The organism is Mycobacterium shunyiense, from assembly GCF_058270075.1.
Genome location: NZ_JBZDPU010000004.1, coordinates 64,043 through 84,444, shown reverse-complemented (window position 1 = coordinate 84,444; position 20,402 = coordinate 64,043). Strand labels below are relative to the sequence as shown.

Sequence of the window (20,402 nt, the reverse complement as noted above, 5' to 3'; positions counted from 1 at the left end):
GTTCTGTCCTAAGTTCTCCCACGACCTTTTCCCACTGCTTTTGTCATGGCGCGCACCAGGTTTCGCGGAGCCATCCGCCCCCCAGTGGTGAGCACCTTGTACTGCAGGCCGGGCACGATGACCACTTTGCCTGCGGCCACGTCGGCCAGGCATTCGCGCACCACGTCCTCGACCTGCAGCCACAGGAACGACGGTGTGCCCGCCATGTCGATGCCCGCACGGGCATGAAACTCGGTGTGGACGAACCCTGGGCACAGGGCATGCACCCCGACGCCGGTACCGCCGAGCCCGTTGGCCAACCCCTCCGTGAACGAGACCACCCAGGCCTTCGACGCCGAGTAGGTCGATCCGCGCCCCGGCACCAGACCGGCGACGCTGGCCACATTGATGACGGTGCCGCGGCCGGCCTCGATCATCGACGGCAGCGCGGCGTGCGTCAGTTCCATCACCGCGGTGACGTTGACATCCAATTGGGCCTGCAGCTGGACGAGGTCGGCAGTCCAGAATTCACCCGATGTGCCGAAGCCGGCGTTGTTTACCAGGACCTGCACCCCGGCGCGCAGCCGGTCGGCGACCTTGGCCCGGTCGGCGGCGGACGCCAGGTCCGCCGGGAGTACTTCGACGTCTACACCGACCTCGGCGTGCAGCTCGGCGGCGAGGTGTTCCAGCCGTGCCGCGTCACGGGCCACGAGGACAAGGTCATAGCCGTCGCGCGCGTAGCGGCGGGCGAATCCGGCGCCGAGCCCCGAGGTCGGTCCGGTGATCAGCGCGAGGGGACGAGGCACGACCTAGAGGGTACTTATCTGCTCTGCCGCGCCGGCTAGCGCTGGTAGTGCGGTGCGTGACGCCCGTTGCGGGCCGGCGGCGGGGTGCGACGGATCGCATCCGGGCGGCCCGGCTCCTGCCGCGGCTGGGTGTAGCGGCTCACGTCGCCACGTCCGGGTGCCGCATCGGCCCGGCCCGGAGGCAGTTCGCGACGCCCGGCCGGGGTCGGCGCCAACGGGCGGCTCGGCGAGCTGGCGCGACGAGCCAGTGCAGCCTGGCTGCCCTGACCGGACTGTGGTGCCACGCCGTTCTGCGGAACCGGGGGCAATACCCGCAGCAGGTCGTTGAACTGACGCACCGTGCGGAGTCCCTCGTCCCACTGGGCACGGGTGCTCGTGACCGGCATGCTGACGAGCGTCCAGTTCTGCTCGTTCCACATGATCTCGGCACAGTCCGGAGCCGTGTGGGCGAAAGTGACCATCCGGCGGTCGCACGCGCGACGGGCGGCATCGAGGTTGGTGGAGTACACCATCCGCGGACCGATCGCACCGAGCAGCCAGATGTCGCTCTCCCGGGGCTCCTTGATGCCCTTGAGCCGCAGATCGACGACGACGTTCGTGCCGACCTTGCGGTGCAGCGCGATCACTGTCGCGACTTCTTCGATGTCAAAGATGAACACCGCCTCGCCACGAATCTGGCCGAGGACGACGTTCTTGGCCGTGACGTCACCGACGGTCGACATCACCCCGCGCTTCCAGCGCTTGAGGATCTCGTGCGACTCGTGCTCGTAGTCGAAGCCATGCGACTTCGCCCACGACTTGCGGCGCCGTCCCAACCCACGCCGACGGTCGATGTCGACGTACAGCAATACGGCCGCACCCACGAAACAGAGTGCGGACAGCGTGAACCAGAGCGGGACCATCGGGCCTAGCCTACTTGTTGACGGCGGAAATGCCCCCACCTTGTGAGGTCACAACCCGGTTACTGGTGATCAGAGCGCTGTGACCGGGACGCTTCGAGGTAGGTGACGATCGCATTCGTGAGCCCCCGCCGGGCCACATCGAGGTCGGTATAGGTGCCGAGTTGACGCTCGGAGGTGATGCCGCGCATTGCGCCGGGGATGAAAGATGCCACCTCACGAACCCGCTCGGGATCCACGTCGAGGTCGGCGAAGGCCTGCTGGCAGGTCTGCAACCAGCTCTGCCCCCACGACGAGAGTTCGGCCGCGGTCTTCGGGTAGAGCCGCTCGAGTTCGGCGTGGTCCCGCGGTAGGGCTGCGCGCAGGTTCTCGATCGCCCGCGAATCGCTGGCCGTCAGACCGTCGTAGAGCAGGTCGATGATGCCGGCGACGCGGTGCCGCAGCGGCGCACCGTCGTCGCGGTGGCCCAGCATGCCCGCGCGGCGTTCCGCTGTGCGCTGCAGGACGGCCGCCCAGAATCCGTCGATGTCGCCGAACTGGTACTTCACCGCGCCCCAGGTGGCACCGATCTCTTTGGCGATCCGGTTGGCCGACACCGCGCCCGGGTCGCCGGTGGCCAGCGCCTTGCGCGCGGCTTCCAGCATGTTCTCCCGCGTGGCCAGGCCGCGTCGGTTGGTCCGCCGCGCTCCCGCCTCCGTCTCGGTCATCTCCGAGAGATTAGCCGGTCGGGGACGAGTTTCGCAGAACCCTCTACTAAACCCTTCACAAGTTTCACAGATCCTCCTACGATTCCCGTCATGGCCAAACCACCGTTGTCGATGAAACCGACGGGATGGTTCCAGGTCGCCTGGTCCGACCAGGTCGAGGTCGGTGCAGTGCATGCCATGAAGTACTTCGGCGAGGAGATGGTCGCCTGGCGCTCGGCAGCCGGGCAGGTGACCGTGATGAACGCCTACTGCGAACACCTCGGCGCCCATCTCGGATTCGGCGGCCAGGTCGTCGGCGAGGTCATCCAATGCCCGTTCCACGGTTGGCAGTGGAATGCCGAGGGCCGCAACGTTTGCATTCCCTACCAGGACCGGCCCAACCGCGGCCGCCGGATGCGCACCTACCCCGTCGCCGAGCGCAACGAGGCCATCTACATCTGGCACGACATCGACGGACGTGAGCCGTTCTTCGAGGCGCCCGACGTCTTCGCGTCGTTCGCCGACGGCAGCAGCGCCGCCGACTATTACCCCCAACAGCGACTATTTCGCGCCGGGCTCGAGCTGCATCCGCAGTACGTACTGGAGAACGGCGTCGACTTCGCCCACTTCAAGTACGTCCACCAGACCCCGATCGTGCCGGTGTTCACCCGCCACGACTTCGCCGCGCCGATCTCCTACGTCGACTTCACCATCACGTTCGAGGGCGATGACCAACAGTCGATCGACGATGTCCGCAGCGGTGTCGAGGCCATCAACGGCGGTCTGGGCATCGCGGTGACCAAGAGCTGGGGCATGATCGACAACCGCACCATTTCCGCGGTCACCCCTGTCGACGAATCCACCTCCGACGTGCGGTTCATGGTCTACATCGGCCGAACCCCCGGCAGGGACACTCCCCGGGCCGGCGAGCGCGCCGCCGAATTCGGCGACGAGGTGATCCGCCAGTTCACCCAGGACATCCACATCTGGTCACACCAGCGCTATTCCGATCCCCCGGCGCTGGCGACCGCCGAGTACGAGGGCTTCACCGCAATCCGCAAGTGGGCCATGCAGTTCTATCCGGACGGTCTGGGCGGATCCGCCGCAGACCTGGCAAGTGTGAGGAAAAAGGACACCCTATGACCGAGAAGATCCGGGTTTTCCAGGTCGCCACCGGCAATGTCGGCACGGAGATGATCAAACGCATCGGACACCGACCCGATCTCGAACTGATCGGATTGCACTGCTACACAACGGAAAAGGTAGGACGCGATGCCGGTGAGATCGCCGGCATCGATCCCATCGGGGTCACCGCCACCGGCTCGATCGACGAGATCATCGCCACAAAGCCTGACGTGCTCACTTTTCATGGCGTCTTTCCGGACGAGGACCTGTATGTGAAAGTCCTTGAGGCCGGGATCAACATCGTCACCACCGCCGACTGGATCACCGGCTGGCACCGCGACACCAATCACCCGCACCCCTCCGGCAAGCCGGTGTCGCAGCTGCTGGCCGAAGCGTGCGAAAAAGGTGGTTCCACGTTCTACGGCACCGGCATGAACCCGGGCCTCAACCAGATCCTGGGCGTGGTGTGCTCCGCCGATGTCGCCGAGATCGAGAATGTCACCACCATCGAATCCGTCGACGTGTCATGCCATCACAGCAAGGACACCTGGATCGAGGTCGGTTACGGTCTGCCAGTCGACGATCCCTCGATCCCGGGCAAGCTGCGCAAGTACACCGAGGTGTTCGCCGACAGCGTGTTAATGATGGCCGACTGCTTCGGGTTGGAACTCGACGAGGTCAAGTTCACCTACGAGCTCGGCGCCTGCACCAAGGACGTCGACCTCGGCTGGTACACGCTGCCCAAGGGATCCCTCGGCGGCAACTACATCAAGTACCAGGGCATGGTCGACGGGGTGCCGCGCGTCGAAACCCATCTGGAATGGCAGATGACCCCGCACACCGATCCCAGCTGGGACATCAAGGGCTGCTACATCACTCACATCAAGGGCGATCCCTGCGTCTACAACAAGCACATGATCTTCCCGAAACCCGGTGTGGACCTGTCCGATCCGGCCTCATTCGCGTCGATAGGCATGACCGTGACCGGACTGCCCGCGCTCAACGCGATCGCGTCGGTGGTCAAGGCACCGCCGGGATTGTTGACAAGTGCCGACGTGCCGTTGCGCGGCTTCGCCGGCCGGTTCAACATCTAGCACTCACCTCTAGCACTCACCTCTCGCGCCGAAACGGTATTCCAGCAGGCGTCCTCTCGAACTTTCTCTGCTGGAATACCGTTTCGCGGCAATGGCGGCTGGATCAGCCCAGGATCAGGCCTTCACCGTCCGCGCTGACATTGACGGGCACCACGTCGCCGTCGTGCACCTCGCCGGCCAACAACATCTTGGCCAGCTGGTCGCCGATGGCCTGCTGCACCAGGCGGCGCAGCGGGCGGGCACCGTAGAGCGGGTCGAAACCACGCTCGGCCAGCCACGTCTTGGCAGGCAGCGACACCTCGAGGGTGAGCCGGCGCTGTCCCAGCCGCTTCTGCAGCTGCTGCAACTGGATGTCGACGATCGACACCAGCTGCTCGGGATTCAGTGCGTCGAACAGGATCACGTCGTCGAGCCGGTTGATGAACTCCGGCTTGAACGCCGCCCGCACCGCCGCCATCACCTGCTCCTCGGTGCCACCGGCACCCAGGTTGGAGGTCAGGATCAGGATCGTGTTGCGGAAGTCGACCGTACGGCCCTGGCCGTCGGTCAACCGGCCCTCGTCGAGCACCTGCAGCAGCACGTCGAACACGTCCGGGTGGGCCTTTTCGATCTCGTCGAACAGCACCACCGTGTACGGACGCCGCCGCACCGCTTCGGTCAGCTGACCGCCCTGGTCGTAGCCGATGTATCCCGGAGGCGCACCGACCAGCCGAGCCACCGAGTGCTTCTCGCCGTACTCGCTCATGTCGATGCGGACCATGGCACGCTCGTCGTCGAAGAGGAACTCCGCCAACGCTTTTGCCAGCTCGGTCTTGCCGACACCGGTCGGGCCCAGGAACATGAACGAACCTGTCGGCCGGTTGGGGTCGGCCACCCCGGCCCGGGTGCGGCGCACCGCATCCGACACCGCGGTCACCGCGGCCTTCTGGCCGATGACGCGCTTGCCCAGCTCCTCCTCCATGCGCAGCAGCTTGGCGCTCTCGCCTTCGAGCATCCGGCCGGCTGGAATACCGGTCCACGCCTCGACCACCTCGGCGATGTCGTCGGGACCGACTTCTTCCTTCAGCATCACGTTCTCGCGTGCCTCGGCCACGGGAAGTGCGGCATCGAGCTTCTTCTCGACCTCCGGGATGCGCCCGTAGCGCAGCTCGGCGGCCTTGGCCAGGTCACCGTCACGCTCGGCCCGATCGGCCTCACCGCGCAACGTGTCCAGCTGCTCCTTGAGCTCGCGGACGATGTCGATGGCGCCCTTCTCGTTCTGCCAACGGGTGGTCAGCTCCGCGAGCTTCTCCTTGTAGTCGGCCAGCTCACCGCGCAGCTTCTCCAGACGTTCCTTGGAGGCGTCGTCCTCTTCCTTCTCCAGCGCCATCTCCTCGATCTCGAGGCGACGGACGAGCCGCTCGACCTCGTCGATCTCGACGGGCCGAGAGTCGATCTCCATACGCAGCCTGGATCCGGCCTCGTCGACCAGGTCGATGGCCTTGTCCGGCAGGAATCGCGAGGTGATGTAGCGATCGGAAAGCGTTGCGGCAGCCACCAATGCGGAGTCGGTGATGCGCACACCGTGGTGCACCTCGTAGCGGTCCTTGAGGCCGCGCAGGATGCCGACGGTGTCTTCGACGGACGGTTCGCCGACCAGTACCTGCTGGAACCGGCGCTCCAGGGCGGCGTCCTTCTCGATGTACTTGCGGTACTCGTCGAGCGTGGTCGCACCGACCAGTCGCAGCTCACCACGGGCGAGCATGGGCTTGATCATGTTGCCCGCATCCATCGCGGATTCACCGGTGGCACCGGCGCCGACGATGGTGTGCAACTCGTCGATGAACGTGATGACCTGCCCGGCAGACTCTTTGATGTCGTCGAGCACGGCCTTGAGCCGCTCCTCGAACTCACCGCGGTACTTCGCGCCTGCGACCATGGCGCCCAGATCGAGTGAGACCAGGGTCTTATTGCGCAGGCTCTCCGGAACATCGCCGGCGACGATGCGCTGGGCGAGGCCCTCGACGATGGCGGTCTTGCCGACACCGGGCTCACCGATGAGCACGGGGTTGTTCTTCGTGCGCCTCGAGAGGACCTGCACGACGCGGCGGATCTCGTTGTCGCGCCCGATGACCGGGTCGAGCTTGCCTTCCCGGGCGCGAGCGGTCAGATCGGTGGAGTACTTCTCCAACGCCTGGTAGCTGCCCTCGGGGTCGGGGCTGGTGACCCTGGCACTACCGCGCACCTTGGTGAAGGCCTCGCGAAGCGCCTCGGGTGAGGCACCGTGCCCGGTCAGCAGTTTGGCGACCTCCGAGTCGCCGGTGGCCAGGCCGACCATCAGATGTTCGGTGGAGACGTACTCGTCGTCCATCTCGGTGGCCAGGCCCTGGGCCGTGGTGATCGCCGCGAGCGATTCCCGGCTCAGTTGAGGTTGGCTGCTTGCGCCGCTGGCGCTGGGTAACTGGTCGAGCAGTCGTTGCGCCCCCGCACGAATCGTCGCGGGGTCCACGCCGACGGCCTCGAGCAGGGGTGCGGCAATGCCCTCGTTCTGAGTGAGCAGTGCCATCAAAAGATGGGCGGGACGGATCTCCGGATTGCCTGCGGAACTGGCCGCCTGCAACGCCGAGGTCAGCGCCGCCTGAGTCTTGGTCGTCGGGTTGAACGAGTCCACGACACCTCCCTTTTTCGATAGAGAAAATGCTTGTCGTGATCTACAACGTAGTCAAGGTTGAGTCTGTTCCGCTCAACTTTAGAAATTTTGTGACGCAGCTTTCAGACGACTCAGGACTCCCATGACGGGCGAGACAACCCGAACGCAGCCCTGTCGAAGAAGCTCTCTCGATCCTCCATCCGGTCATAGAAATAGTGAGCGAACAGCGCGGCCAACAGCAGGGCGGGCAGAGGCTGAGCTACTGCCCGTGAGCACTCCAGCTGGTACTCGAACCGATTCCGCTGCGGGGCAGGATTCCGTCTCCGCCGAGTCAGGGTTGCAATCACCGCGCCGGCCGAGTCATGGATCTGCTGATGAACCACATCGAGGCGGTCAACCGGGTTCAGGTAGAACTCGGTAGTGGCAAGACACTGCTGACTGTCCTGCAACCGCATGGACATCCGAGCACCGTGGACCCGTCGCCAGAAGGAACTGGTCTGAACAAGCCGGCCGTACTCACGGTGCTCGGGGTCGGTTACGGCGAGCTGCTGGGCCCGCCTCCCGCCCGTTCTGGTGATCAACCACAGCGGCTCACCTGATGGGGCCGTGACTTCAAACTCGACCGTGCGGGTGTCCCTACCGACAAACCCAGGGATCGGCGTCGCCGGATGAACGACGGCAAGTTGACGACCATGTCGGTCACCGATCGAACAATCGATGTCCTCGGCACGACGGCCCGGCAGCTCGCGAAGGAGAAGAACCTCCTGCCCGAGTGGGTAACCGAAACCTCGACGGTGCCCGGGAATCGCCGCGTCGGCAGACCATCCTGAGTGTGGCAACGTCATAGCAGCTCCCCCACACACCATGTCGATTCGCTCGCGCCAAACCCACCGTAGCGCGTGCATTCCGCCGAAATTGGCAGGCAGACTCGATCACGTGCACATCGCCGTCGTCGCCGCCTCCGCACCCAGCCATATGTACCCGCATTTGGCGGTGGTTCACGAGTTGGCGCGCCGCGGCCATCGGGTGAGCTACCTGGTCGGCGGGCATCTGGCCGGCCTGGTCACCCCGACCGGGGCGGACGTCATCTCCTGCACCTCGGTGCTGCCCGGTGCGCCCGGGGCACCGGAGAGCTTCGACGACGCCGATCCGGTGGCCGGCATGCGGATGTTCCTCGACGAGGCCATCCACGTGCTGCCCCAGCTTCACGCCGCTCTGGATGATGATCGGCCCGACCTCGTGCTCTACGACATCGGCGGCATGGCCGGTCCGGTGGCTGCGGAGCAGTGGGGTGTACCGGCCGCTCAGTTGTCACCCAGCGAGGTGGCATGGGAGGGCTATTTCGACGACATGGCCGAGATCCTCGGTCCGATCCTCGGCAGTCCCAGTGGCCTGGCTTACCGCCAGACGTTCGACGACTGGCTGATCGATTCGCGATCAGGTTTGACGTTCGACGAGGTGACCGGCATACCCCGACGTTGCCTGGCACTGCTCCCCCGCGTGATGCAGCGCAACGCCGAACGGGTCGGTGATCGCTATCGGTTCGTGGGACCGTGCATCGATCCGCGTCGCGAGGATCCGGGCGACTGGAGCCCGCCGGACGGCGACGGTCCGCTGGCCCTGCTGGCCTTCGGCACGGCCTACACAGACCGAGCCGACGTGTACCGCAACGTGATCGGGGCGCTCGACGGACAGGGCTGGCGCCTGGTGCTGGCCGCCGGCCGCGCCGACGTCGATGACTTGGGTGCCGTCCCTCCGTGGGTCCAGCTGCGCACTACCGTCCCCCAACCGGCGGTGTTGCAACGGGCCGACTGTTTCATCACCCACGCCGGAATGGGCTCGTGCACCGAAGCGCTGTGGTTCGGAGTACCGATGGTGGCGATGCCCCAGGCCGTCGACCAGCCGGCCAACGCCGCCCGCCTGGAGGCGATCGGCGTCGGCCGTCACCTTCCAGACGATCTACCCGGCACGACGGAGATCCGCGACGCAGTACTCGGCGTCGCGGGCGATCAGCAGATCCGGGCGAACCTCGACGCAATTCGCGACGAGATCCGTTCCCACGGCGGGCCCGGACATGCCGCTGATGCCGTGGAGGACGTTGCGACCGGACGTTGGTGAGCACTCACCTCCCAGGCGACTCGATGCTTGCTAGGTTTTGCTCGGGACTGCATCGAGAGGGCGGCAATGACTGAAAGCTGGGGTTCGGTGCTTGCCGAACTCATTCCACTGGCAATGGTGGTGGCGCTGTCGCCGCTGTCGATCATTCCCGCAGTGCTGGTGCTGCACACCCCTCACCCCCGGCCCGCCGGCCTGGCCTTCCTCACGGGGTGGCTCGTCGGACTGGCCGCGCTGACCACGATCTTCGTCGGCGTCTCCAGCATGCTCGGCGGGCTCAACGCAGCCCCGACCTGGGCCTCGTGGTTACGCATCGTGGTGGGCGCCGCCCTCATCGTCTTCGGCGTCTACCGCTTTCTCACCCGGGCCAAATCCGAGCACATGCCGGGCTGGATGACCAAGCTCAGCACGCTCACGCCGGTCAAGGCGGGGGCCGCCGGCGCGGTGCTCACCGTGGTGAATCCCAAGGTGCTGTTCATCTGCGCGGCAGCAGGATTGGCCATCGGTAGCGCCGGCCTGGGCCAGCCCGGGGTGTGGGCAGCAGGGCTCTATTACGTGTTGGCGGCCGGATCGACCGTCGCGCTGCCGATCCTCGCCTATGCGGTGTCGGGAGAGCGCTTGGACCCCGCGCTGGTCCGGCTCAAAGACTGGATGGAACGCAACCACGCCGTGTTGGTTGCCGCCATTCTCGTTGTGATCGGCCTGCTAGTGCTCTACAAGGGAATTCACGCGCTATAGGCGACGTATTCGGCGCAGGAGACGCTACGGTGTGCGCATGTCCGAATCCGGTTTCGGTGATTTCGAATTCGAGCGGAAGTTCTTTGTCCGCGAATTGCCCCCAGTGGCAGCATCGGATCCCGCACCAGCACTGATCGTCCAGGCATATCTGTTCGCTTCCGACGGATATGCGGTCCGCGTTCGCGTCCAGGGTCCCGCGCCCGCAGAATTGGGCGGCGCTCCCGCCGAACTCGTCGCGACATTAGGAGATGAATCGCTCGGGACCATGACTGCGAAAGGTCCCGCCGTCGGCGGCACCCGATACGAGGCCGAACGCGAGCTCGACCCATTGATCGCGGCGCAGATCGTCGGTCGATCCGAACATGTGGTTGCCAAGGTTCGCTATTCGATGTGGCTCGGCGAGGACGGCTGGATCATCGACCAGTTCCTGGGCCGGAACGCACCGCTATTGCTCTCCGAAGTCGAACGCGGCGGGCCGGTTGTCGATCTGGCCATTCCGTCATTCTGCGTTTCCGAGGTGTCCGAGGACGACCGGTTCCGCAATGAATACCTGGCACACAAGCCATTCGGCACCTGGGCCGAAGAATACCGGGGTGAGCTTGCGCGCCGCGGCCCTACCTTCGTGGATACGTTGGGCCAGAATCAGTTCGAGGGCAGCTGAGGTCCGCGGCCCTGACTGACGGTTGCCCGAGCGCGCCCAGATCACCGCTGAGGGCTGTCCGCCTCGAATTCCGGCAACCCCAGCTCCGCCGCATCGGCGGTGAGATAGCGAGTCACTGTCGGCGCGAGTAGCCGCACAACCTCCTCGCCGGACAACGTCGCCATCGGCGGCACGGCCATCACATACCGCAGCATCGCGGTACCGACAAGATTCGATGCGGCGAGCATGGCCCGTAATCGAGCCTGCTCGCCGCCACCAAGCACGCCGGACACCGCGGCGAGCACATAGTCCTGCATGAACGTTCGAAATGCCACGTGCGCATCGGAATTCGATGTTGCGGACTGCAGCATGACCCGCATGCTGGCTGCGGTGTCGGGTGATTCCCACATCGTCAGGTAGGTGCGGACCATCCGTTCGCCGATCTCCGCCTCCGGCCCTTCCAGGGCGGCCACCAGCACGTCGGGATCGAGGATCAGCCGCAGCGACTCCCGGAACAGGTCGGCCTTCGATCCGAACAGGTAGAGCACCATCGACGCGTCGACATGCGCGTCGGAAGCAATAGACCGCAGCGTCGTCTTCTCGTACCCCTCGGCCGCGAAGCGCTGCTTGGCCGCCGCAAGCACTGCGTCCCGGGACACCGGGTCGCCCTGACGGCGCCCCCGACGCGTGACAGTTTTCCCTGGTGAAGCCATACGTCGACAGTATCATTTCAACAGCTATTGAAATTTTACCCACGCAAGCCTTACCCTCACATCAACCGATTAATTCAACGCCGGATGAAAAGAGGGAATGATGCTCTCGACACAGGTCTCCACGCCCCACCACGCGGCACCTGAACATGCGCCACCCGCCGCCCTGCGCGCCATGGGTATCGTCGCCGCCCTGACCGTCGCGATCGCGGTCGTTGCCATCGCCTTCGCCCTGCCCGCCTCACGCTCCAAGCCCCACCAGATCCCGATCGGCGCGGCGGGCCCCCAGGCCGCAACCAGCCAGGTCGCCGAAAAACTTGAACAGCAGGCCCCTGGTGCGTTCAAGGTCACCTACTACCCCGGCGAGGCCACCCTGCGGGAGGCGATCCTCAACCGAAACGTCTACGGCGGCATCGCCTTCGGCCCCGAGGGCCCGACCATGCTGACCGCCACCGGCGGCAGCCCGGCCGTCGCTCAGCTGCTCACCCAGATCGGTGGGGGCATCGCGGCGCACTCGGGACTGACCCTGCACACCGAGGACCTGGCCCCACCGACCGCCCAGGATCCGCGCGGGACCGGACTGGCCGCCTCTGCCCTGCCGATCACGCTGGCCGGGATGCTGCCTGCAGTCGCTCTGACCCTGGTGCTGCGCCGTGAGGTGTGGACCCGCCTGACGGCGACCATCGTGTTCTCCGCACTCGCCGGCGTCACGGTGGCAGCCCTGCTGCGTTACGTCTTCGGTTCGATCGACTCGAACTTGTGGGGGGTGGCCGCAGGCCTGACCTTGGGAATCGCTGCCGCCGGATTGTTCATGCTCGGCTTGGGGTCGATGTTCGGCAAAGTCGGTTTGGGCGTGGGTGCGGCGCTGGCCCTGCTGCTCGGCAACCCGCTGTCCGGGCTGACCGCGGCGCCGGAGATGCTGCCGTCCGGCTGGGGCCAACTCGGCCAGCTGCTGCCACAGGGAGCCACCGCGACGCTGCTGCGGTCCGCCGCCTACTTCGACGGAGCCGGGGCCGACTCGGCGATCATCGTGCTCGGTTGCTGGGTCATCGTCGGCCTGTCATTGGTGATCATGGCCGCTTTACGGCGCCCGAGCCGCTCCGCGCCTATGATGCAGCTCCGTGGGCCTCGATGACCGTGCAGCACTGGAGACACTCCAGAACGCCGTCGACCTCGCACAGGGCTCAGAGCCGCTGATCCGCGATTTCTACACGCGCTGGTTCGCCACCGACCTCTCGGCCCGCGATCTGTTTCCCCCCGATATGGACAGCCAGCGCAAGGTCTTCGCCCGCGCCCTGACCTGGCTGTTCGGAGAGTTGATCGCCCAGCGGGCGGAGGAGCCGGTGGCGTTCCTGGCTCAACTCGGCAGAGACCACCGCAAGTACGGTGTGACGCAGAGTCATTACGACTCGATGCAGGAAGCGCTGTTCAACGCGCTGCACGACCACCTCGAGGCCGATTGGGACGACGCCCTGGCCGAGACCACCCGCGACGCGGTGGCCCTGATCATCGGGGTGATGCGCGGGGCCGCCGACGCCGAGGAATCTCCGGCGTACTGCGACGGCACTGTCATCGAACACCACCGGGTCACCCGCGATGTCTCGGTGATCCGGCTGCAGCTCGACCAGGCGCTGTTCTACTACCCCGGTCAATACGTCACGGTCCAGGTGCCCCAGTGGCCGCGGCGCTGGCGCTATCTGAGCCCGGCCATTCCCTCGGACCGCTCGGGAGCCATCGAGTTCCACGTCCGGTCCGTGCCCGGCGGCATGGTGAGCACTGCCGTCGTCGCGGAGACCAAGATCGGCGACCGTTGGCGCCTGTCCAGCCCGCACGGCGGCCTGCAGGTCGACCGCGATGGCGAAGATGTGCTGATGGTGGCGGGCAGCACCGGCCTGGCCCCGCTGCGCACCATCATCATGGACATGACGCTGCACGGCGAGAATCCCCGCGTGCACCTGTTCTTCGGGGGCCGCTATCCGTGCGACCTGTACGACCTGAAGACGCTGTGGCACATCGCCTCGACCAATCCGTGGCTGTCGGTCACCCCGGTGTCGGAGTACAGCACCGATCCCCCGTGGGCCGGCCAGTATCCCGACGTCCGGCCGCCGCGCGGGCTGCACGTGCGCCAGACCGGCACGCTGGCCGAGGTCGTGACGAAATTCGGCAACTGGGGTGATCGGCAGATCCTCATCTGCGGTGGACCGGACATGGTCACTGCGACGAAGGCCGCGCTGGTTGAGCGAGGTGCACCGGCCGAGCGCATCCAGCACGACCCGCTGACGCGCTGACGCGTGCCAGACTGGCGGCATGGCCGAGGTTCACCCAGTCACCTTGTCTGACCCGTCGTCGTCACTGACGGCCACCTACGTTCCGGACGCAGGGATGATCTGCACGTCGTTGACCGACGGCCCCGTCGAGTATCTGGGCCAGCGGCGCGGTCTGCACGCCTATGTCGCCGACGGCAAGACCATGGGGATTCCCATCCTGTATCCGTGGGCAAACCGACTGAGCGCCAACGAGTACCGTGTCGACGACACCACCGTGCAGGTGACCCCAGGGGTCAACGGTGTGCGCGCTGATGCGCACGGGGCGCCGATGCACGGTGTGCTGGCCGCCAGTCCGGACTGGCAGGTGATCGAAAAACTCGGGAACGTACTGATAGCGGAATTGGACTGGAGTGCCCAGCCAAGCCTGCTGGCGACGTTCCCCTTCCCCCACCGCCTCACGATGGCGGTGACGCTGGCCGACCGGACCCTTACGGTGGCCACCACCGTGACACCGACGGCCCAACAACACGTCCCGCTGTGCTACGGCTATCACCCGTACGTGACGATTCCCGATGTGCCGCGCGAGGATTGGCAGTTGCAGTCCCCCGCCATGCGGCACCTGCTCGTGGATGAGCGGGGCCTACCCACCGGCGAATCACGGCAGTGGCCGGGTGGGAGGCAACGTCTCGGTACCACCGAACTGGACGACGGGTTCGACGATCTCGAGCCGGGGGCGGTGTTCGCACTGTCCGGTGCGGACCGCCGCGTGGAGGTCACCTTCGACGCGGGCTACACCGCAGCGCAGCTGTTCGCGCCGGGCAGCGATGCCGTGGTGGGCATCGAGCCGATGACCGCACCGACCGACGCGCTACACCGCGGAAGTTACAAAATGGCCGCCCCCGGAAGTCCGGAGACGGCCACCTTTTCGATCAGAGTCAGCTAGCGTGCACCCCTGCGCGGCTGCCACAGGACCACCGCTTTCGACGCCACCGAAACGTCGCGCCGCTGGTCGGTGAGTTGGTCGACCTGTTGGGTCAACTCGGAAACCCGCGTGCGCAGCGCGTCAACCTGATTGGTCAGTTCGATGATCCGCTTGATCCCGGCGAGGTTGACGCCCTCGTCCTGTGACAGCCGCTGCACCTCACGGAGCAGGTCGACGTCACGTTCGGAGTAGCGACGCCCGCCGCCGGAACTGCGCTGCGGGCTGACCAGGCCGAGCCGGTCGTATGTGCGCAGGGTCTGCGCGTGCATACCGGCCAGCTCGGCGGCCACCGAGATCAAGAACGTACGGGCTTCCTCTTTCCGCTGGCTCATATGTTGCCTGCCCATCCGGCCCGCGGATCGAAACCACTGGCCCGTTCGGCTTTCGCATACGCTTCCAGCGCCTCTGCCGCTTCACCTTCCAGGTTCGGCGGCACTGCGACCTTCACCGTGACCAGCAGGTCACCGTGGCCGCCGGAGCGCTTGGGCACCCCCCGCCCGCGCACCCGCAGGATCCGGCCGTCGGAGGTGCCCTTGGGCACCCGCACACCGACCTTGCCTTCCAGGGTGGGAACGGAAAGCGTTGTCCCAAGAGCTAATTCGTGGAAACTGACCGGAACGCTCACTGTCAGGTCGTCGCCGTCACGCCCGAACACCTTGTCCGGACGCACGTGCACGGTGACGTAGAGGTCGCCCGAGGGTGCACCTCGTAGCCCGGCCTCACCCTGGCCGGCCAGCCGAATACGCTGACCGTCCTCGACACCCGGTGGGATCCGCACGTTGATCGTGCGGGTCCGGGTGGTGACGCCGGTGCCCTGACATTCGGCACACGGGTGCTCGATGATCGAACCGCTGCCCCGGCATTCGGTGCAGGGCTCGGAGAACCCGAATGCCCCCTGGTTGCGGTTGACCACACCGGAGCCGTTGCAGTTCGGGCATACCTTGGGGCTGGTTCCCGGCCGCGCACCGCTGCCGTGGCAGTTGGTGCACGGTGCCGGGCTGGTCAGCCGCAGCGGCATGGCCACGCCCTTGGTGGCTTCCAGGAAGGACAGCTCGGTTTCGGTTTCCAGGTCGTTGCCCCGGCGGGGCCGGCTCGGCCGCGGTTGTGCACCGCGCCCGAACAGCCCGCCGAAGAGGTCACCGATGTTGGCACCGCCGCTCTGGCCGGCCGCATCGAACAGGTCGCCCAGGTTGAATTCGGCTCCGTCGGAACCGAATCCGCCACTGAAGTTCCCGCCCTGGTTGAACCGACGCCCACCCCCGGCGAACAACCGGCGGGTCTCGTCATACTCCTTGCGCTTCGCGGGGTCCGACAGAACACTGTTCGCCTCGGAAACCGCCTTGAACCGCTCTGCCGCTCCCGCATCGGGATTGCGGTCAGGATGCAGTTCCGAGGCCAGTTTCCGGTAGGCCTTCTTGATCTCGTCGGCGCTGGCGTCAGAGGAGACGCCGAGTTCTTTATAGAAGTCCTTCTCGACCCACTCGCGTTGGGCCATGCGCCACCTCCTTACCTCTTCTCTCTAGTTGGATGGACTAATTGTCTGATTCTGCGGCCTGAGCGCCTGCGGCGTCAGCGTTATCCGCTGTCCCCGACGGGGAATCACCGCCGGACTCGGCCTCGGGCACCGTGTCGACCACGCCGACGAGGGCGTGCCTGACCACCTGGTCACCGATCTTGTAGCCGCGGCGCATCACGGTTCCGACAACGGGGTGGGTGCCCTCGCCCTCGTGCTGCACGGCTTCGTGCAGTGACGGGTCGAACTCGTCACCCTCCGCGCCGAACGCGGAAAGACCCTGCCCCTCAAGGGCACCGACGAGCTTGTCGGCAACCGACTTGAGCGGCCCGGATTCCAGGTCACCGTGGCTACGGGCCCGGTCCAGGTCGTCGAGCACACCCAGCAATTGGGTGATGACGGTGGCCTTGGCCCGGTCGGCGGTGACCTGCTGATCACGCAGTGACCGCTTGCGGTAGTTGTCGTATTCGGCCTTCACGCGTTGCAGCGTGGACTTGAGCTCGGCAACCTCGTCGCTGTCGCTCGCCGGCGCACCGGCATCGGAGGCGGCGGACGCCGGCCCACCAGGGGCCGGCGCCTGCTCACGAACCTCACCGGTGTCGGGATCGATGCGCCGTTTGTCGGTGATGGTCACCGGCTCGTGCGAATCGTTCTCGCTCACTTGGTCTCCTGATCATCGTCGACAACCTCGGCGTCCACCACGTTGTCATCCGCAGCACTCGAGCCTCCGGCTTCAGCCCCCGAGGCCTGCTCGGCCTGGGTGGCTTCGTAGATCGCCTGGCCCAGCCCCTGCGACTCGACGCCGAGCTTCTCCATCGCCGTCTTGATCGCGGAGATGTCGGTGCCTTCCAGCGCCGACTTGGCCTCGGCGATCGCGCCGTCGACCTTGGTCAAGGTGTCCTCGGGAACCTTGGACCCGCCTTCGGCCTCACGCTGCTCCTTGACGAACTTCTCCGTCTGGTAGACCAGCGACTCGGCCTGGTTGCGGACATCGGCCTCTTCGCGACGCTTCTTGTCCTCGTCCGCGTGCGCTTCGGCGTCCTTGATCATCCGGTCGATCTCTTCCTTGGACAGGCCGGAGCCTTCCTGGATCTTGATCGTGTTTTCCTTGCCGGTGCCCTTGTCCTTGGCGGTGACGTGCACGATGCCGTTGGCGTCGATGTCGAAGGTGACCTCGATCTGCGGCACGCCGCGGGGGGCCGGCGGGATGCCGGTCAGCTCGAAGGAGCCGAGCAGCTTGTTGTGCGAAGCGATTTCGCGCTCACCCTGGAAGACCTGGATCTGCACCGACGGCTGGTTGTCGTCAGCGGTGGTGAAGGTCTCCGACCGCTTGGTCGGGATGGTGGTGTTGCGCTCGATCAGCTTGGTCATCACGCCACCCTTGGTTTCGATACCGAGGGACAGCGGGGTGACGTCAAGCAGCAGAACGTCTTTCACCTCGCCCTTGAGCACGCCGGCCTGCAGCGCAGCGCCCACCGCGACAACCTCGTCGGGGTTGACGCCCTTGTTGGGCTCCTTGCCGCCGGTCAGTTCCTTGACCAGGTCGGTGACCGCGGGCATACGCGTCGAGCCACCCACCAGGACCACGTGATCGATCTCGCCGACCGAGATGCCGGCGTCCTTGATCACCGACTGGAACGGCTGACGGGTGCGGTCCAACAGATCCTGAGTGATCTTCTGGAACTCGGCGCGAGTCAGCTGCTCGTCGAGGAACAGCGGGTTCTTGTCGGCATCGACGGTGATGTAGGGCAGGTTGATCGAGGTGCTCTGCGAGGAGCTGAGTTCGATCTTGGCCTTCTCGGCGGCTTCACGCAGCCGCTGCATCGCCATCTTGTCCTTGGTCAGGTCGATGCCGCTGGTGGCCTTGAACTTGTCGACCAGCCACTCGACGATCCGGTCGTCCCAGTCGTCGCCACCGAGGTGGTTGTCGCCAGAGGTGGCACGCACCTCGACGACACCGTCGCCGATCTCCAGCAGCGAGACGTCGAACGTGCCGCCACCGAGGTCGAAGACCAGGATGGTCTGTTCCTTGCTGCCCTTGTCCAGACCGTAGGCCAGGGCGGCCGCGGTCGGCTCGTTGACGATGCGCAGCACGTTCATACCGGCGATCTGGCCGGCTTCCTTGGTGGCCTGACGCTGGGCGTCGTTGAAGTACGCGGGCACGGTGATGACGGCGTCGGTGATGTCCTCACCGAGGTAGGCCTCGGCGTCGCGCTTCAGCTTCTGCAGCGTGCGCGCGCTGATCTCCTGCGCCGTGTAGTTCTTGCCGTCGATCTCGACGGTCCAATCGGTGCCCATGTGACGCTTGACCGAACGGATGGTCCGGTCGACGTTGGTCACCGCCTGGTTCTTGGCGGGCTGGCCGACCAGCACCTCACCGTTGCGCGCGAACGCGACGACGGACGGGGTGGTCCGGGAGCCTTCAGAGTTTGCGACGACGACGGGGTCGCCGCCTTCCAGGACCGCCACGCATGAGTTGGTGGTCCCGAGGTCGATACCGACCGCACGAGCCATGGTGTTGCCTCCTGATACAGATAGGGGTCTGAGCGGACTGCGCTCAAGCTTGCTCCGGGTGACCATAGATTGTCAACCCAGACTTGAGTCATCCCCACTCAACTTGCTGTCGATGTGGTCAACGGGGGTTTCGGGGGTTTTGTTCCCGGGATTCCAGGAAATTTTTGCCGATCCGAACTCAGCATTCGACGACGTTGACGGCAACGTTGACCGCCAGGCCACCCGTGGATGTCTCCTTGTACTTGGCGCTCATGTCCATTCCGGTGGCACGCATCGTCTCGATCACCTGATCCAGGCTCACTCGATGGGTTCCGTCGCCCCGCAGTGCCATGCGGGCCGCGTTGATCGCCTTACCCGCCGAGATGGCGTTGCGTTCGATGCACGGGATCTGCACCAGGCCACCGATCGGATCGCAGGTCAGGCCGAGGCTGTGTTCCATCGCGATCTCGGCCGCGTTCTCGACCTGTCGCGGGGTCCCGCCCAGGATCTCGGCGAGCCCTCCGGCAGCCATGGACGCCGCGGATCCGACCTCCCCCTGGCACCCGACCTCGGCACCCGAAATCGAGGCCCCTTCCTTGTACAGCGCCCCGATGGCGCCGGCGGTGAGAAGGAATCGGACGGTCGTGTCGTCCGGCTCCGCAATTCCGACCGGGGTGTAGCACAACGCATAGTGCAGCACCGCCGGGATGATCCCGGCTGCACCGTTGGTGGGCGCGGTCACGATCCGGCCGCCCGAGGCGTTCTCCTCGTTGACCGCGAGTGCGACCAGGTTCACCCAGTCCTCGGCGAAGACCGGATCACGCTGTGGGTCTTCGGCATCGAGCCGGACATACCAGTCCTTGGCCCGACGCCGGACCATGAGGTTGCCGGGCAGGTAGCCGTCCCGGGACATGCCGTTGGCCTGACACGAGACCATGACGTCACGGATCCGCAGGAGACGGTCGCGTACCTCGGCTTCACTTCGGGCCACACATTCATGGCGCATCATCACCTGGCTCACCGACAGTCCGTCGCGTTCGGTCAGGCCGAGCAATTCGGCAGCCGTGCGGAAGGAGCGGTCGGCGTGTGGTTCCGGATCCTCGCGTTGGTCCCGCTCGGATTCGGTGACGACGAAGCCGCCGCCCACCGAGAAGTAGGTCTCCCGGAAGACCGGGTCACCAGCGGACGAGAATGCCGTCAATGTCATGGCATTCGGGTGCTGGGCGAGCCGGCGGCCGGGCTGCAGCTGCATGTCGGATTCGGTCAGCCCGATGATGATTCGGCCGGCCAACAGGATCTTGCCCTCGGCGCGAATGGCCGCAAGACGCCGTTCCATCTCGTCGGTCTCGATCGTCTCGGGCCGGTAGCCCTCCAGACCCAGCAGGATTGCCGGCATCGTGCCGTGGCCGGCACCGGTTGCCGCCAGCGAGCCGAACAGGTCCACCCCGACCTCGGCGACCCGCTCAACTACCTCGCGACCGACGAGTTCGTCGGCGAACATGCCCGCCGCCCGCATCGGGCCGACAGTGTGCGAGCTCGACGGGCCGATCCCGATCGAGAACAGGTCGAAGACACTGACCGCCATGAGATGACTCCAATTCCGGGCATCACAGCTTTGTGATGCATCGTGTGGTGACACCTCCCCGCTCTGTCCTGAAACCTGAGAGTTGCAGCGCGCCGCGCCTTTCCCCTTCGGTAAGCGCGACGCATGCGGCCGCACTGTTCT

General features: G+C 65.9%; 20 protein-coding genes. 10 read left to right on the top strand and 10 right to left on the bottom strand.

Annotated elements, in window-relative coordinates:
- Positions 1-8: 8 nt before the first annotated feature.
- Genes AC4ELH_RS02450 through AC4ELH_RS02440 form a run of 3 tightly spaced genes read right to left on the bottom strand, consistent with a single transcriptional unit; the run spans position 9 to position 2,391 of the window.
- Positions 9-785 (bottom strand): SDR family NAD(P)-dependent oxidoreductase, encoded by a 777-nt coding sequence (locus AC4ELH_RS02450; RefSeq protein ID WP_064881715.1) that lies wholly within the window; start codon positions 783-785, stop codon positions 9-11.
- Between the two features lie 35 nt (positions 786-820).
- Complete coding sequence (gene ttfA, locus AC4ELH_RS02445) at positions 821-1,687, bottom strand: trehalose monomycolate transport factor TtfA (protein ID WP_055110682.1); 867 nt, start codon at positions 1,685-1,687, stop codon at positions 821-823.
- Between the two features lie 59 nt (positions 1,688-1,746).
- Complete coding sequence (locus tag AC4ELH_RS02440) at positions 1,747-2,391, bottom strand: TetR/AcrR family transcriptional regulator (RefSeq protein ID WP_064881717.1); 645 nt, start codon at positions 2,389-2,391, stop codon at positions 1,747-1,749.
- A 90-nt stretch (positions 2,392-2,481) separates the two neighbouring features.
- On the opposite strand from AC4ELH_RS02440, the gene AC4ELH_RS02435 reads away from it, so the two are divergent.
- Positions 2,482-3,513, top strand: coding sequence for an aromatic ring-hydroxylating dioxygenase subunit alpha (locus tag AC4ELH_RS02435; protein ID WP_498883161.1), 1,032 nt, complete (start codon positions 2,482-2,484; stop codon positions 3,511-3,513).
- Positions 3,510-4,589: an NAD(P)H-dependent amine dehydrogenase family protein gene (locus tag AC4ELH_RS02430; protein ID WP_498883160.1), complete on the top strand. Its 1,080-nt coding sequence runs from the start codon at positions 3,510-3,512 to the stop codon at positions 4,587-4,589. Before AC4ELH_RS02435 ends, AC4ELH_RS02430 begins: the two co-directional genes overlap by 4 nt.
- Before the next feature lie 103 nt (positions 4,590-4,692).
- On the opposite strand, the gene clpB is transcribed toward AC4ELH_RS02430, so the two are convergent.
- Entirely contained in the window at positions 4,693-7,239 is a 2,547-nt protein-coding gene (gene clpB / locus AC4ELH_RS02425; protein WP_064881723.1) for an ATP-dependent chaperone ClpB, read from the bottom strand.
- 353 nt (positions 7,240-7,592) lie between these two features.
- On the opposite strand from clpB, the gene AC4ELH_RS02420 reads away from it, so the two are divergent.
- From AC4ELH_RS02420 to AC4ELH_RS02400, 5 genes are all read left to right on the top strand, one after another.
- Positions 7,593-7,817, top strand: a complete 225-nt coding sequence (locus AC4ELH_RS02420; RefSeq protein WP_498883159.1) for a hypothetical protein — start codon at positions 7,593-7,595, stop codon at positions 7,815-7,817.
- Positions 7,818-7,886: 69 nt separating this feature from the next.
- Positions 7,887-8,048 (top strand): hypothetical protein, encoded by a 162-nt coding sequence (locus tag AC4ELH_RS02415; RefSeq protein ID WP_498883158.1) that lies wholly within the window; start codon positions 7,887-7,889, stop codon positions 8,046-8,048.
- Between the two features lie 106 nt (positions 8,049-8,154).
- Positions 8,155-9,336, top strand: coding sequence for a macrolide family glycosyltransferase (locus AC4ELH_RS02410; RefSeq protein ID WP_498883157.1), 1,182 nt, complete (start codon positions 8,155-8,157; stop codon positions 9,334-9,336).
- A 66-nt stretch (positions 9,337-9,402) separates the two neighbouring features.
- Positions 9,403-10,071: a GAP family protein gene (locus AC4ELH_RS02405; protein ID WP_064960990.1), complete on the top strand. Its 669-nt coding sequence runs from the start codon at positions 9,403-9,405 to the stop codon at positions 10,069-10,071.
- Between the two features lie 37 nt (positions 10,072-10,108).
- Positions 10,109-10,732, top strand: coding sequence for a CYTH domain-containing protein (locus AC4ELH_RS02400; protein ID WP_448448446.1), 624 nt, complete (start codon positions 10,109-10,111; stop codon positions 10,730-10,732).
- Positions 10,733-10,773: 41 nt separating this feature from the next.
- Here the strand turns inward: AC4ELH_RS02400 and AC4ELH_RS02395 are convergent, their stop codons facing one another.
- Entirely contained in the window at positions 10,774-11,424 is a 651-nt protein-coding gene (locus AC4ELH_RS02395; RefSeq protein ID WP_448448445.1) for a TetR/AcrR family transcriptional regulator, read from the bottom strand.
- Between the two features lie 100 nt (positions 11,425-11,524).
- Between AC4ELH_RS02395 and AC4ELH_RS02390 the strand changes: the two genes are divergently transcribed.
- The 3 genes from AC4ELH_RS02390 to AC4ELH_RS02380 are packed head-to-tail and all read left to right on the top strand — an operon-like array spanning position 11,525 to position 14,631.
- Positions 11,525-12,556 (top strand): ABC transporter permease, encoded by a 1,032-nt coding sequence (locus tag AC4ELH_RS02390; protein WP_498883156.1) that lies wholly within the window; start codon positions 11,525-11,527, stop codon positions 12,554-12,556.
- A complete protein-coding gene (locus AC4ELH_RS02385; protein WP_498883155.1) occupies positions 12,543-13,709 on the top strand; it encodes an FAD-binding oxidoreductase in 1,167 nt (388 codons plus the stop codon). Before AC4ELH_RS02390 ends, AC4ELH_RS02385 begins: the two co-directional genes overlap by 14 nt.
- A gap of 19 nt (positions 13,710-13,728) precedes the next feature.
- Positions 13,729-14,631, top strand: a complete 903-nt coding sequence (locus tag AC4ELH_RS02380; protein ID WP_498883154.1) for an aldose 1-epimerase — start codon at positions 13,729-13,731, stop codon at positions 14,629-14,631.
- Here AC4ELH_RS02380 and AC4ELH_RS02375 read toward each other — a convergent pair.
- From AC4ELH_RS02375 to AC4ELH_RS02355, 5 genes are all read right to left on the bottom strand, one after another.
- Positions 14,628-15,002, bottom strand: a complete 375-nt coding sequence (locus tag AC4ELH_RS02375; protein ID WP_064881745.1) for a heat shock protein transcriptional repressor HspR — start codon at positions 15,000-15,002, stop codon at positions 14,628-14,630. The genes AC4ELH_RS02380 and AC4ELH_RS02375 overlap by 4 nt on opposite strands.
- Complete coding sequence (gene dnaJ / locus AC4ELH_RS02370) at positions 14,999-16,165, bottom strand: molecular chaperone DnaJ (RefSeq protein ID WP_055110693.1); 1,167 nt, start codon at positions 16,163-16,165, stop codon at positions 14,999-15,001. Before dnaJ ends, AC4ELH_RS02375 begins: the two co-directional genes overlap by 4 nt.
- A gap of 37 nt (positions 16,166-16,202) precedes the next feature.
- Positions 16,203-16,844 (bottom strand): nucleotide exchange factor GrpE, encoded by a 642-nt coding sequence (gene grpE / locus AC4ELH_RS02365; RefSeq protein ID WP_064881747.1) that lies wholly within the window; start codon positions 16,842-16,844, stop codon positions 16,203-16,205.
- Positions 16,841-18,697 (bottom strand): molecular chaperone DnaK, encoded by a 1,857-nt coding sequence (gene dnaK / locus AC4ELH_RS02360; RefSeq protein WP_064881749.1) that lies wholly within the window; start codon positions 18,695-18,697, stop codon positions 16,841-16,843. The genes grpE and dnaK overlap by 4 nt, the downstream gene beginning before the upstream one ends.
- A gap of 178 nt (positions 18,698-18,875) precedes the next feature.
- Complete coding sequence (locus AC4ELH_RS02355; RefSeq protein ID WP_498883153.1) at positions 18,876-20,261, bottom strand: L-serine ammonia-lyase; 1,386 nt, start codon at positions 20,259-20,261, stop codon at positions 18,876-18,878.
- Positions 20,262-20,402: the final 141 nt, after the last annotated feature.